The 14094-nt window shown below is 69.0% G+C and carries 12 protein-coding genes; 2 read left to right on the top strand and 10 right to left on the bottom strand.

Features of this window, described 5'->3' with window-relative positions:
• Positions 1 to 75: 75 nt before the first annotated feature.
• The 10 genes from ACE11G_RS09510 to ACE11G_RS09555 all read right to left on the bottom strand — a co-directional run bounded on the left by ACE11G_RS09510 (position 76) and on the right by ACE11G_RS09555 (position 10147).
• Entirely contained in the window at positions 76 to 810 is a 735-nt protein-coding gene (locus ACE11G_RS09510) for a hypothetical protein (protein WP_006896386.1), read from the bottom strand.
• Complete coding sequence (locus tag ACE11G_RS09515; RefSeq protein ID WP_006896385.1) at positions 807 to 1634, bottom strand: PP2C family serine/threonine-protein phosphatase; 828 nt, start codon at positions 1632 to 1634, stop codon at positions 807 to 809. The genes ACE11G_RS09510 and ACE11G_RS09515 overlap by 4 nt, the downstream gene beginning before the upstream one ends.
• Positions 1635 to 1839: 205 nt before the next feature.
• Entirely contained in the window at positions 1840 to 2745 is a 906-nt protein-coding gene (pdxS, locus tag ACE11G_RS09520) for a pyridoxal 5'-phosphate synthase lyase subunit PdxS (protein WP_006896384.1), read from the bottom strand.
• A 93-nt stretch (positions 2746 to 2838) separates the two neighbouring features.
• Positions 2839 to 3354: a hypothetical protein gene (locus ACE11G_RS09525; protein ID WP_006896383.1), complete on the bottom strand. Its 516-nt coding sequence runs from the start codon at positions 3352 to 3354 to the stop codon at positions 2839 to 2841.
• 30 nt (positions 3355 to 3384) lie between these two features.
• On the bottom strand, positions 3385 to 4509 hold the full coding sequence (locus ACE11G_RS09530) for a glycosyltransferase family 4 protein (protein WP_006896382.1): 1125 nt from the start codon (positions 4507 to 4509) through the stop codon (positions 3385 to 3387).
• A 4-nt stretch (positions 4510 to 4513) separates the two neighbouring features.
• Entirely contained in the window at positions 4514 to 5440 is a 927-nt protein-coding gene (locus tag ACE11G_RS09535; protein ID WP_006896381.1) for a phosphatidylinositol mannoside acyltransferase, read from the bottom strand.
• Positions 5437 to 6135 (bottom strand): phosphatidylinositol phosphate synthase, encoded by a 699-nt coding sequence (pgsA, locus tag ACE11G_RS09540; protein ID WP_006896380.1) that lies wholly within the window; start codon positions 6133 to 6135, stop codon positions 5437 to 5439. Before pgsA ends, ACE11G_RS09535 begins: the two co-directional genes overlap by 4 nt.
• Positions 6136 to 6143: 8 nt before the next feature.
• On the bottom strand, positions 6144 to 6671 hold the full coding sequence (locus tag ACE11G_RS09545; protein WP_006896379.1) for an HIT domain-containing protein: 528 nt from the start codon (positions 6669 to 6671) through the stop codon (positions 6144 to 6146).
• Positions 6672 to 6684: 13 nt separating this feature from the next.
• Positions 6685 to 8703: a threonine--tRNA ligase gene (gene thrS / locus ACE11G_RS09550; protein WP_375004126.1), complete on the bottom strand. Its 2019-nt coding sequence runs from the start codon at positions 8701 to 8703 to the stop codon at positions 6685 to 6687.
• 94 nt (positions 8704 to 8797) lie between these two features.
• Positions 8798 to 10147 carry a glycosyltransferase 87 family protein gene (locus ACE11G_RS09555; RefSeq protein WP_231650087.1) on the bottom strand — a complete coding sequence of 450 codons (1350 nt, stop codon included), beginning with the start codon at positions 10145 to 10147 and terminating at the stop codon, positions 8798 to 8800.
• A 203-nt stretch (positions 10148 to 10350) separates the two neighbouring features.
• On the opposite strand from ACE11G_RS09555, the gene ACE11G_RS09560 reads away from it, so the two are divergent.
• The gene (locus ACE11G_RS09560; protein ID WP_082781349.1) at positions 10351 to 12141 is read left to right on the top strand and encodes an ABC transporter ATP-binding protein; all 1791 of its coding nucleotides are present in this window, start codon (positions 10351 to 10353) and stop codon (positions 12139 to 12141) included.
• Entirely contained in the window at positions 12138 to 13985 is a 1848-nt protein-coding gene (locus ACE11G_RS09565) for an ABC transporter ATP-binding protein (RefSeq protein WP_062367993.1), read from the top strand. Before ACE11G_RS09560 ends, ACE11G_RS09565 begins: the two co-directional genes overlap by 4 nt.
• The last annotated feature ends 109 nt before the right edge of the window (positions 13986 to 14094 follow it).

The raw sequence follows: 14094 nt of genomic DNA on the forward strand, positions 1-14094 counted from the left end.
CACTGTTCCGCGGCTGTTGAAGAGAACGCTATGGGGCTCGGCCAGATCCGTCGATGGGGAGAACTCCCCATGCCATCACTGCTGTTCAGAGGCCTGATTGCGCGCGTACTCCGCGTCGAGGAGCGGGAGATCCTCACGACTGATGACCCGGGTCGAGAGAGCGTACTCGACGAGCCGCAACCTGCGGTTGGTCGCCAGCTTGCCCCCGCCCGCCCGCATGCCGCTCACACCGATCATGTCGAGCTTGTCGCACACATTGTCGAGCTTGCGGTTGAACTTCGTCAGCGGCCAACCCAAGCGTGCCGCGGCCTGCGCCGAACTCGGGATGGCGCTGGCACCGGTACCGTCGCGCTTCAGGATCGCCTCGGCCAGCACCAGGATCGCCAGCCGCTGGCTCTCGGTGAAATTCGGCACCCCGCGCGTGGTGTCACCGCCCACCAGGGTCTCCACGGTGGGTGCGGAGACGTCGGGCGAGCCCGCCTGCACCTGTACCTCGTAGGTGGTCGGGCCGGCGGTGAAGACGATGCTGGTGCGACCGAACACGAGCGGCATCCGCGCGCCCGGACCGAGCGTCGCGGTGAAGCCGAGGTCGGCGGCGGTCACCGTCGCGGACAGATGCGTCCCGAGATTCGTCAGCCACCACATGCCGTTCTCGTCGTGCAGCACGAGGAACCGGCGGTGCAGATAGGGGTTGTCGTCGACGGTCAGCGTGGCCTCACGGCCGATGTAGAACGGTGCTCCGGGAAGCACGGGCATCCGCTCGCCGCAGTACTCGACGAAGGTGGTGCTCGCTTCCGGTCGCACCGTCACTGGCTCGCAGTCGCGTTCGGGTCCGGTTCGGCGGCGGCGGACGGCAGTGTCGCCGACAGGACCACCACCGTGACATTGTCGTGCGCCCCCGACTCCAGGGCGGCCTCGACCAGAGCCGCGGCGGCGACCTCGTTGTCGGGCGAGGCCTCCAGGATCACGGCGATCTCGTCGTCGCTCAACTCGCCGTCGAGCCCGTCCGAGCACAGCAGCACCACGTCGCCGTCGGCTGCGGCGAAGGCGAAGTAATCGGCGACGGGAACGGTCATGCCCGCACCGAGCGCACGAGTGATGACATTCCGGCGCGGGTCGACACGGGCCTGTTCGGACGTCAGATATCCGGCGGCGACGAGTTCCTGCACTTGGGAGTGATCGACGCTCACCTGGCGCAGCTCGCCCGCCGAGTACAGATAGGTGCGCGAATCACCGATGTTGAACGCGACCCAGTTCGGAACACCGTCCTCGATCGCCAGAACGACGCCGGTGGCTGTGGTGCCCGCGCGCCGGCCGGTCTCAGTGCCGAACTCACCGATCCGCTCCTGCGCCTTCTCCAGCAACTCGGCGATGTCCCGCCGCGTGTCGGCGGAACTCTCCCCCACCGGTGCCTGTGCCAGAGTCAGCAGCGCCGCCTCGCTCGCCAGCTCGCCGCTGTCATGGCCGCCCATGCCGTCGGCGACGATGTACCGTCCGGGAACGGCCAGCGCGGCGTCTTCGTTGGCTTCGCGAACCCGACCGACATGGCAGACGACCGCCCAGTCGACGACCACGTCTCCGACCTCGTCCCGGCCGGTGAGCGCGTCGTCGCGCAGAATCCTCGGTTCGTCCATCGTCTCCCCTGCGATCTGTAGTCCTGCGATCGTGGCGCCGGCGACAGCTGCAGCAGGTTACGTCGCCCACGCGAGTGTACTTCTACCACAGCGTCAACGCCGCGATACCCCGGAGCGAGACCTTCGGCTCGCTCTCGAGACGCGAACGAGGTTCCCGGCGATACTCGCCGCGGAACCTCGTTCGATGCTGCGCCTTATCGGCGGATCACCAGCCGCGCTCGGCGAGCCGGTGCGGCTGCGGGATGTCGTCGACGTTGATGCCGACCATCGCCTCGCCGAGGCCTCGCGAGACCTTCGCCAGCTGATCCGGGTCGTCGTAGAAGGTGGTGGCCTTGACGATCGCGGCGGCACGCTGCTCCGGATTGCCCGACTTGAAGATGCCCGAGCCGACGAAGACGCCCTCGGCGCCCAATTGCATCATCATCGCCGCGTCCGCCGGGGTGGCGATGCCGCCCGCAGTGAACAGCGTGACGGGAAGCTTGCCGGCCTTGGCGACCTCGACCACCAGCTCGTACGGGGCCTGCAGTTCCTTGGCCGCCACGTACAGCTCGTCCTCGGGCAGCGAGGTGAGGCGGCGGATCTCCTGGCGGATCCGGCGCATGTGGGTGGTGGCGTTCGAGACGTCGCCGGTCCCGGCCTCGCCCTTCGACCGGATCATCGCGGCGCCCTCGTTGATGCGGCGCAGCGCCTCGCCGAGGTTGGTGGCACCGCAGACGAAGGGCACGGTGAAGGCGAACTTGTCGATGTGGTTCTCGTAGTCGGCCGGGGTCAGCACCTCGGACTCGTCGATGTAGTCGACGCCGAGGCTCTGCAGGATCTGCGCCTCGACGAAGTGACCGATGCGGGCCTTGGCCATCACCGGAATCGACACGGCCTCGATGATCCCGTCGATCATGTCCGGGTCGCTCATCCGCGACACGCCGCCCTGAGCGCGGATGTCGGCGGGAACGCGCTCGAGAGCCATGACCGCGACGGCACCCGCATCCTCGGCGATCTTGGCCTGCTCGGGGGTGACCACGTCCATGATGACGCCGCCCTTGAGCATTTCGGCCATACCGCGCTTGACGCGAGCCGTGCCGGTCGCCGGTGCGTTCTGAGCCTCAGTGGACACTGATTGATCTCCCTGTTCAGTGGTGTCGGATGTCCCTCCAAGTAAACCCGATCGGCTCGGTGCCGACCAACGCCGGGTCCGGCGGGAAGGGAGTCAGCGGGAACCGCTGACGCGTTCGGTGATCTCGAAGTACTCCGGGAGCCGGGAATGTCCGCCCAGCCGGAGCCAGCGCACCATTCGCCGACCGCCCAGGGCTCGCGCATCGCGGACCGCGTCGTTGTAGAAGCGCCGCGCCATCGTCACCCGCGTCTGGGCATCCGCGAGTTCGGCGACCAGAACCGGTGGCCGGTCGGTGTCGGCCACCCCGGCCAGTGCCACCGACAGCCGGTTCTCGGCGGCTTCCCGCTCCTGACGCGGTGCGGCTTCGGCGTCGGTCGCGGCGGCGGCGAGGTCACGGGCGCCCTCGCCGTCCGGGGCCGTGGACGCGATGGCCCGTGCGACGACGGCGCGGCGCTCCAGCGCCGCGACGAGCGCCTCGTAGGCGAGGTCGACGCGCACGTTGAGCCGGTCGAGCCGGGTCGCGCGCGTGGCCGCCAGGATCGCGAGCCAGAGCAGCGCCGCTCCCGCGATCGCGCCGACGACGATCCACACGATCGTCACATTCGTCACAGTCGTCTCCGATCGGCTTCCGGCACGGCCCTAGTCCGACACCACGACGGGACCGGCGCCCAGCGTGACGGTGTCGTACACCCGTTGGATCTCGTCGGCCACATGGCTCCAGTCGTACCGCTGCGCCCGCGCCCGCCCGCGGGCGATGAGTTCCTGCCGTGCCTGCTCGTCGCTGAGCAGGCCGACGACCGCCTCGGCGAGCGCGATCGGCGAGCCGGTCTCCACCACCCGGCCGGCGTCACCGCCGTCGAGCACTCGTTGGAATGCGACCAGATCGCTGGCCACCACCGCCGTCCCGGCCGCCATCGCCTCCACCAGGACGATGCCGAAGCTCTCGCCGCCGAGGTTGGGCGCCACGTATACGTCGGCGCTCGCCAGGGCCCGCGCCTTCGTCTCGTCGTCGACCATGCCGAGGAACTGCAGATGTCCGGACAGGTCCCGGGCGCGCCGTCGCAGCGCCTTCTCGTCTCCGCCCCCGACCACCAGCACGGTCACGTCCGGAAAGCGTTCGACGATGTGCGGCAGGGCGCGCATGAGGATGTCGATGCCCTTGCGTGGCTCGTCGTAGCGGCCGAGGAACATCACGGTCCGGCCCGGCGCCGGGAAGCCCTCGAGCGGTGTCGCCTCGGCGAACGACGCGACGTCGATGCCGTTGGGGATCTCCACCGCGTCGTTGCCCAGCGACTCCATCTGCCAGCGGCGCGCGAGTTCGGACACGGCGATCTTGCCCGAGATCCGCTCGCGGTACTGGCGAAGCATCGAGTCGAACGCCGTGAGCCACAGCGACTTCGTGGTCGCCGTGTGGAAGGTGGTGACGATCGGTCCGGTCGCGACCATCAGCGACAGCATCGACAGGCTGGGCGCGTTGGGTTCGTGGACGTGCAGGACGTCGAACTCGTTCACCTCGATCCACCGCCGCAGTCGGTGGTAGGCCTTCGGCGAGAAGGTCACACGCGAGACCGACCCGTTGTAGGGGATCCCGAGCGCCGGGCCGGCGGAGTCGAAGTAGTCCGGCACCTGGACGTCCGGCCCGGCCGGCGCGAGGACCCGCACGTCGTGCCCGCGCCCGATGAAGACCTCCGCCAGTTCGATCACGTGCGCCTGAACGCCGCCGGGCACGTCGAACGAGTAGGGGCAGATCATGCCGATCTTCACCGCGCTACTCCCCGTCCACCCCGAGCCGGTCGCGGCGCGCCTGCGACCAGTCGCTCTCCCACAGCGGCTGCAGCATGTGCCAGTCGGCGGGCGCACTCGCGATGCCTTCGGCGAATGCGTCGGCCAGGGCCTGGGTGGCGGCGGCCACGCCACCGGAGGTGTCGATGACGGTGCCGCAGCGGATCAGGGACGTGTCGGCGTCCGGGTAGCTGTGGTGCACGGCGAGAAGGGTCGCGCCGGTCTCGATGGCGAGTTTCGCCGGCCCCGCGGGCATCCGCGTCCGCTCCCCGAAGAGTTCGACGGGCACCCCGCTGTGCGACAGGTCGCGGTCGCTCATCAGGCAGACGATGCCGCCCGCGCGCAGCCGATCGGCGAGGAGCCGGAAGGGCGGCTGCTCGCCGCCGGTGAGCGGGAAGACCTCGAAGCCGAGCGACTCCCGGTAGGCGACGAACTGGTCGAACAGCGACTCCGGCTTGAGCCGTTCGGCGACGGTGGCGAACTGTCCGTAGTGCGCGACCAGCCACACCCCGCAGATGTCCCAGTTGCCCGAGTGCGGCAGCGCCATCACCACGCCCTTACCGGACGTGCAGACCTCGTCGACCACGCGGCGGTCGTGGTCGGACATCCGCACACTGGCCACGATGTCGGCGGGATCGGTGGTCGGCAGCCGGAAGGCCTCTCGCCAGTACCGCGCATACGAGCGCATCGCCTGTTCGACGAGTGCGTCGGGCACCTGCTCCGGCGTCGTGCCGACCACCCGCGCAAGATTTTTGCGCAACTGCTCCGGCCCCCCGCCGCGCCGGCCGGCGACGGTCCCGACGGCGTCGAAGACACTGCGGGCCACCGACTCCGGCGCCCAGCGGACGGCCGCCCACCCGGCGCGATAACCGAAGTCGGAAGCGTACTCGGCGAGCTTGTCGAGCACGATCACGCCTCCCCGTCGCCGGTGCGGCCGGACTCGTCCGGGCCGTCATCCGTGCCGGCCTCGTCCGGAACGGCGATGGGGATCAGATCGCGGGCGCCCGGCGAGCAGTAGATGGACCACATCCGCTGACCCACGGTGATCACCGACAGCACCGCGAGCGCCCACATCGCGACGTGGATCGCCCACCACCAGTGCAGGCCGGGGAAATCGGTGAAGCCGGCGCCGACCAGGACGATGATGAGCCGGTCGGGCCGCTCGATGAGGCCGCCGTCGCCGTACAGCCCGGCGGCCTCGGCACGCGCCTTGGCGTAGGAGATGACCTGCGAGGTCACCAGGCAGATCAGCGTCGCGATCAACAGCGGACGGTGCGGCGCGGTGAAGGCCGCCCACCAGGCGAGCGCTCCGAATATCGCGCCGTCGGCGATCCGGTCGCAGGTGGCGTCGAGCACCGAGCCGAATCTGGTGCCTCCGCCGCGGGCGCGGGCCATCGCGCCGTCGAGCATGTCGAACATCACGAACGCCCACGTGACGAGGGCGCCCGCGAAGAGGTAACCCTGCGAGAAGAGGGCGATCGAGGCCCCGACCGTGATGACGGTGCCGACGAGAGTCATCGCGTCCGGGGTCAGCCCGGTGCGGATGAGCGCACGGCCGATCGGCAAGGTGACCTTGGAGACCGAGGCCCGTCCGAGGATGCTGAGCATTTCCGTCCTTAAGAAAGTTCGTTCCACGCCTGTGCCAGCAGCGCGCGCGTCTGCTGGAGGAGTTGCGGAAGCACCTTCGTGTCCCCCACGACGGTGATGAAGTTCGAGTCGCCCGTCCATCGCGGGACGACGTGCTGGTGCAGGTGTTCCGACAGCGAGCCGCCGGCCGGCGCCCCCAGGTTGAGTCCGACGTTGAACGCATCCGGATTCGAGACCGACTTGATGACCCGGATCAGCCGCTGCGTGAACGCCATCAACTCGAGGCTCTCCTCGGGAGTGAGATCCTCGAGGTCGGCCACCTGACGGTACGGGACCACCATGGCGTGGCCGGGGTTGTACGGGTACAGGTTCAGCACCACGTACACCGACTCCCCGCGCGCGACGATCAGCCCGTCCTCGTCCGACATCCGCGGGATGTCGAGGAACGGGTGCCCGGTGAGTTCACCGCCGTCGACCGCCCGCCTGGGCGCGGCCGCGGTGATGTAGCTCATGCGGTGCGGCGTCCACAACCGCTGCAGGTGATCCGGATCAGTCATCGCCGCTGCTCCCTCATCGACGCTTGCGTGCGGCATCGAGGAAGTCCTGCATGGTGGCGGCGGTCGGCGAATCGTTGCGGCGCGACTCCTCCCACTCGTCGATCGCCACGATCGCGTCGTCGACGGGCACCCCGTTGAGCTGGGTTCCGTCGCGGAACCGGAAGCTCACGGCGTTCGCCTCCACGTCCCGCTCGCCGGCGAGCAGCATGAACGGCACCTTGGCGGTGGTGTGGTTGCGGATCTTCTTCTGCATCCGGTCGTCGGAGAAGTCCACTTCGGCGCGCACCCGTCGGCCCTTGAGGCGCCGGACGACGCCCTGCAGGTGGTCGGCGAAGGCGTCGGCGACCGGGATGCCGACCACCTGCACCGGCGACAGCCACACCGGGAACGCGCCCGCGTAGTGCTCGGTGAGGACGCCGAAGAACCGCTCGATGGAGCCGAACAGCGCGCGGTGGATCATCACCGGTCGCTTCTTGGTGCCGTCGGAGGCGGTGTACTCGAGTTCGAAGAGCTCCGGCTCGAAGAAGTCGAGCTGCAGGGTGGACATCTGCCATGTGCGGCCCAGCGCGTCCTTGACCTGCACGGAGATCTTGGGCCCGTAGAACGCGGCGCCGCCCGGATCGGGAACCAGCTCCAGACCGGAGGCCTCGCCGACCTGACGCAGCGTCTGTGTCGCCTCGTCCCAGACCTCGTCCGATCCGACGTACTTCTCCGGATCCTTGGTGGAGAGCTCCAGGTAGAAGTCGTCGAGACCGTAGTCCTTGAGCAGTTGCAGCACGAAGTTCAGCGTGGTGGTCAGCTCCTCGACCACCTGCTCCTGCGTGCAGTAGATGTGCGCGTCGTCCTGCGTGAAGCCGCGGGCCCGGGTGAGACCGTGCACCACGCCGGACTTCTCGTACCGGTACACCGAACCGAACTCGAACAGCCGCAGCGGGAGTTCACGGTACGACCGCCCGCGCGACCGGTAGATCAGGTTGTGCATCGGGCAGTTCATCGGCTTGACGTAATAGTCCTGGCCGGGCTTGCGGACGGTGCCGTCGTCGTTGTACTCGGCGTCGAGGTGCATCGGCGGGAACATGCCGTCGGCGTACCAGTCGAGGTGCTTCGACACCTCGAACAGATGCCCCTTGGTCAGATGCGGCGTGTTGACGAACTCGTAGTCGGCGGCAGCGTGCTGCTCGCGCGAGTAGTCCTCCATCTCCTTGCGGATGATGCCGCCCTTGGGGTGGAAGACGGGCAGACCCGAACCGAGTTCGTCGGGGAAGCTGAACAGGTCCAGTTCGGCGCCGAGCCGGCGATGGTCGCGCTTCTCGGCCTCGGCGAGACGGTCCAGGTAGGCGTCCATCGCCTCGGTGGACTCCCAGGCGGTGCCGTACACGCGCTGGAGGTCGGCGAGCGACTGATCGCCGCGCCAGTAGGCGGCCGAGCTGCGCGTCAGCTTGAAGGCGGCGATGTACTTGGTGGTCGGCACGTGCGGGCCGCGGCACAGGTCGCCCCAGATCTTCTCCCCGGTCCGCGGATTGAGGTTGTCGTAGGCGGTGAGCTCGCCGCCGCCGACCTCCATCACCTCGGCGTCGTCGGCCGCGCCCTTGTCGTCGATCAGTTCGAGCTTGAACGGCTCGTCCGCGAGCTCGGCCCGTGCCTGCTCCTTCGACTCGTAGACGCGGCGGGAGAACCGCTGACCGGACTTGATGATCTTCTTCATCTGCTTCTCGAGAGCCTTGAGGTCCTCGGGGGTGAAGGGATCGTCCACCTGGAAGTCGTAGTAGAAGCCGTCGGTGATCGGCGGCCCGATGCCCAGATGCGCCTTCGGGTTCAGCTCCTGGACGGCCTGCGCCAGCACGTGCGCGCACGAGTGGCGGATCACCGCGCGTCCGTCCTCCGAGTCCGCGGTGACGGGCTCGACCAGCGTGTCGGTCTCCGGCGCCCACGACAGGTCGCGCAGCGTGCCGTCGGCCTCGCGGACGACGACCACCGCCTGCGGTCCCTTGTTGGGCAGTTCGACACCGTCGGGCAGATCCGCGTCCCGCATGGCGGCGCCGGCGGTAGTGCCCGCCGGAACCCGGACGGTCTCGGGCAGGCGGGCTCTTTCGGCAGCGACGTTGTCGGGCACGGTCGTGATTCCTCTATTCGGTGTCGAGAGGGGCGGCTGCCGCATGTCGGTCACGGACACGCGGCACGGTCGCGTTGAATCGTATCGCGCGCATCCCGTCGCACATCCACAGAGTGACCGCGATCGTGATCAGGAGCAACAGGACATACGCCCCGCTGCCCGCCAAACGGAACGGCAGTTCCCACGCCGGGCCGATCGGGGCCCGGAGGAACCGGAACACACCGAACGAGAGTTTGATGTCCTCGTGCCCGTGGGGGCCGACGACGGTGACCCGATGCCACCAGGTGAACGTCAGCGCCACCACCGTGGCCGGTGCCAGCCACCACAGCCACGTGACCGGGCGGCGCCGGTCGGCCGCGTCGAAGCAGTGCACCACCGCCACCATCAGCAAGGGCACCACCCACACCCAGTGATGTCCCCAGGAGAAGGGCGAGACCGCGCACGAGGTCATGCCGGTGATGCTCAACGCGAGCAGTTCCTGGCCGGCGCGGTGGGCCGCGTACGCCGCCCACAGACCGAGCAGTCCGACGACCACACCCACCGGAATCCACAGCCAGCTCGGCGTGTGCCCGAGTCCCATGGGCACCAGTCGGGCGAAGAAGCCGTTGAGCGACTGATTGGCCGGGTGGTCCATCGGCCCGATCCGCCCGGTCTGCGAGAGGCTGTCGGTCCAGAACCCCCACGCCTCCGAACCGAGGATGGCCAGACCGATGGCGATGGTGACGCCGAAGGTGACGACCGCCGTCACCGCGGCGCGCCATTGCCTGGTGATCAGCAGGTACGCGGTGAAGAAGATCGGGGTCAGTTTGATACCGGCGGCGAGCCCGACGCCGATTCCGCGCATCCGCTCGCTTCGCCGCACCTGATCCGCGATCACGATCAGCGCCAGCACCAGGTTGATCTGACCGTTCCAGAACGTGGTGTGGACCGGTTCGAGACCGATCACCGACACCGCGAACAGAACGACGAAGGCGACGAATCGCCCGTCGATCCGGAACCGCAGCGAGCGCAGCGAGACCGCGACCAGACCCAGCAGGCACACGACGTTGCCGACGTTCCACAGGAACTGGGCGGAGTGCTCGGGGATCCAGGCCAGCGGCACCAGGATGATCGCGGCGAACGGGGTGTAGGTGAATTGCCACACCTTGTACACAGGGAGGTCGTAGAGCGGGCGTCCGTCCCACACCGCCGCGGCCCCTCCGCGGTAGACGCGCGTGTCGATGCCCATGTTGAAGAGTCCGAACACCGGGTGGTCGAACGGCGCCACCCAGATGTTCCAGGCGATGATCAACGCCGCACCGACAGCGGCCAGTGCCACCATCGACCATGTCACCGGACGTGTATCCGCCCCGCTGATTTTCACTCGGCGATAATACGTCCGGTCCGTCCGCCGAGGCGGTACGGCGCACAGGGGTGTCGGACCAGGGTTCTTTGTGGAGTTCGACCCGTCCGCCCCCTCCGCCCGGCGACGCTGGCCATACTGGCATCCGGTGCCGGCGTCCGGCACGCATGAGACACGAGCACGCGCCCGCACGGGGCCGTCGCTCGGGAAGGGAGCCGTTCCAGGTGAGTGGAGCACACGCGGCCCGGCCGGGCGCCGATCTCGTCCGGCTCGCCGCATCGTCGATGCGCAACCGCCGCGCGATCGTCGCCGGAGTGATCCTCGCCCAGATCCTGGCGATGGCCGCGAGCCTGGCCCAGCCCACCTTCAACGCGCTCATCATCGACAACGGAGTGGTGGCGGGCGATGTTCCGTACATCGAACGGATGGGCGCGATCATGCTGGCGGTCGCGATCGGCGGACTGGTCGCCTCGCTCGCCGCCATCGCGCTCGGCGCGGCGCTCTCGGCGGGCACGTCAGCCGACCTGCGTCGATCGGTGTACCGGCACGTCGCCGACTTCTCCACAGCCACCTATCACGAACTCGGAACGCCCACGCTCCTGACTCGGACCTCCCTCGACACCTCGGTGGTCGGACAGGCGGTGTTCCTGACCACCAGCGTCGCGGTGGCGGCACCGCTGGTGACCGTGGGTGCGATCGCCATGTCGCTGCGGGAGTCGGTGCGCCTGGCACCCGTCATCGTCGTCACCGCCATCGTGCTGAGCATCGGCATCGGGATCTTCGTCGTCTATGTCACGCCCCTGGCCACGCGCGTCCAGGGTGCGGTCGACCGCGTCAACCGGGTGCTGCGCGAACAACTCGGCGGTACCCGGATCATCCGCGCGTTCCGCCGCGAGCGGGCCGCCAGCACCCGGTTCTCCGAGGTCAATCGCGATCTGACGGCTCTGGTCCGCAGGGTCGCGGCACTGCAGTTGATGCTGCTGCCCGGGGTCCTGTTGATCGCGAATCTGGCGAGCGTCGCCACCAGCCTGTTCGGCGCCCGTCTGATCGAGGACTCGCATCTGACGATCGGTGGCCTCACGGCGTTCACCGGGTACCTGATGCAGATCGTCGCGGGTATCACGGTGTTCATCGCACTGGCCGGAATGCTCCCCCGCGCCCGCGCCAGCGCCACCCGCCTGGCGGCCGTGATCAACCGTCCCGCGGGCCTGGACGACGACGGGACCGCCGTCGTCGACGGTCCGTTGCCGCTGACCTTCCGGTCGGCGACCGTGCGGTATGAAGGTGCAGATCACCCGGCCGTCGACGCGGTCTCGCTGACGTGCCTGCCGGGGACGGTGACCGCCGTGATCGGCGGCACCTCCAGCGGCAAGTCGTCGCTGCTCGCGCTGGTGCCGAGACTGCTCGACCCCGCATCCGGGACCGTGGAGGCCGGCGGCGTCCGACTCGGGGCGTGGCACCTGCCCGACCTGCGCGCGGCCGTCGCCCACGTGGGCCAGGGTCAGTCACTGGTGGCGGGCACGGTCGAATCGAATCTCCGCCTCGGCGACGCCGAGGCCGACGACGACCGTCTCTGGCGCGCCCTCGAGGCGGCTCAGATGGCGACGACCGTCGTCGACCGCGGCGGACTCTCCACCGAGGTGGCGCAGGGCGGATCCAACTTCTCCGGCGGACAGCGGCAGCGGCTCGCTGTGGCACGCGCGCTGGTGAGGCGACCGCGGATCCTGTGCCTGGACTCGGCGTTCTCGGCGATGGACCGCAGTACCGCCGAATCGGTGCTCTCGGGAATCCGGGCCACTCTGCCCGAGGCGACGATTCTGCTGGCCGACCAGCAGGTGGACAACGTCCGCTCCGCAGACCTGATCGCCGTGCTCGACGCCGGCCGGATCGTCGCGACTGGACGCCACGAGGACCTGCTCACCCGATGCGCCGTGTACCGCGAGTTCGCCCAGGCACAGGCCGCTCCTGCTCCTGCTCCTGAGGGGCCGACTGTGGCGACGGGGGTCTCACGATGAGGATCGTCCGCGCGCTGCGCGAGTTCCGGCGTTTCCTCGGCTCCGACCGCAGGCTGAGCTTCGCGCTGGTCCTGTCGGTGGTCGCCGCCCTGTCGACGGTCACCGTGCCGGTGCTCCTGGCCCGCCTCACCAACATCATCTTCTCCGGCGCCGTGAGCACCAGGCTGCCCGCGGGCGACACTCGGGAGCAGGCCGTCGAGCAACTCCGCAGAAGCGGGCAGGGCGATCTCGCCAACGTGGTCGAGACCACCGGCGCGGTACCGGGCGCCGGGATCGACTGGGACCGGCTGTGGGCCGCCGCCGCAGTCGCGTTGATCGCCATCGCCCTGGTCACGATCACCCGCATCGGCAGCGGCCTGCTCGTGAACAGCGCGGTTCAGGACGCGATCCGCACCATCCGCGAACGGGTGGAGCGCAAGATCCACCGTCTGCCGGTCTCCCGACTCGAGGGCGGTCGGCGCGGCGAGGTGCTCAACGCGATGACCGTCGACGTCGACAACATGTCGACGGTGATCGGCCCGCTCTTCGTCCAACTGCCGGTGCTGGTGCTCACCGTGGTGGCGGTGGCGGTCGCGCTGATCCTGCTCTCCCCCTTCTTCGCCCTCATCGCCTTCGCCACGATCCCGGTCACCGCGGCCCTGGCGTTCACGGTGGTCCGGTTCGCCCGCCCGCACATGCAGGCGCAGTGGCGGACCACCTCGTCGATCAGCGCACACATCGAAGACGTCTACGGTGCACACGACATGATCGCCGCGTACGACGGACATCCGCAGACTTCGCGGGAGTTCGACGAGCTCAACCGCCGGCTGGAACGCGCGGCGCGCAGCGGGCAGGCGTGGAGCGGTTCCATCACCCCGGTCCTCACCTTCTGCAACGCCCTGGTGTTCGTGATCATCGCGGTCCTCGGTGCGCTCAAGATGCTCGACGGCGCCGTCACGCTCGGGACCCTGCAGGCCGTCGTGATGTACACCCAGCAGCTCTCGGCCCCGATGACGGAGTTGTCGAGCACGCTGCCGACCCTGCAGTCGGGCTTCATCTCATTCGGTCGCGTGCGCACGTTCCTGGGCGCCGACGAGGAGCCCGAGCCCGCGGTCGACGATGAGCCGGTCGCCGCTCACGGACGGCACACGCTTCCGCCGACGGTCGCCTTCGAGCGCGTGCACTACTCCTATGCCGACGGCAGCCCCGTCCTGCGCGGAATCGACCTGACGCTGCCCGCCGGACGCACCACCGCGCTGGTCGGCGCCACCGGGTCGGGCAAGACCACACTCACCGGGCTGCTGCAGCGGTTCGCCGACCCGACCGCCGGACGGATCCTGATCGACGGCGAGGACATCGCGGGGATGTCGCGCTCGAAGGTGCGGTCGATGATGGCGGTGGTGACGCAGGATCCGTGGTTGTTCAGCGGGACGGCGGGCGAGAATGTCGACTACGGACGCCCCACCGATGGCCGGGCGGTCGACGAAGCGATGGTCGACTCGCTGCTGGCAGGGCTGCCGAGCGGACCCGAGACGCCGGTCTCCGGCGACAGCACCCTACTCAGCGCGGGCGAGAAACAGCTCATCACGGTCGCGCGAGCGCTCGCCGCCGACCCCGACATCCTCATCCTCGACGAGGCCACCAGCGCCGCGGACCCGCGCACCGAACTCATCATCGGCCGTGGTCTGGAGGCACTGCGGAACCGCACCACCACGCTCATCGTCACCCACCGGTACTCCACGCTCGCGACCGCCGACACGATCGCAGTGCTCGCCGACGGCAGGATCATCGAGCACGGTTCGGCCTCGGAGCTGCTGGCTGCGGGCGGTGAGTTCGCCCGAATCTACGGGCGCGGCCCGACCTGATGTTCGACAAGGGCCGATAGCGGACACGGAATGTGCAAGTATGTGACCAGCCTCATTGCCTGATTGGGCTCCGCTCGCCTGACAGGGCTCCGCGAAAGGCTCCGCTCCC

Source organism: Gordonia sp. PS3 (assembly GCF_041950545.1).
Lineage (GTDB): Bacteria > Actinomycetota > Actinomycetes > Mycobacteriales > Mycobacteriaceae > Gordonia > Gordonia sihwensis.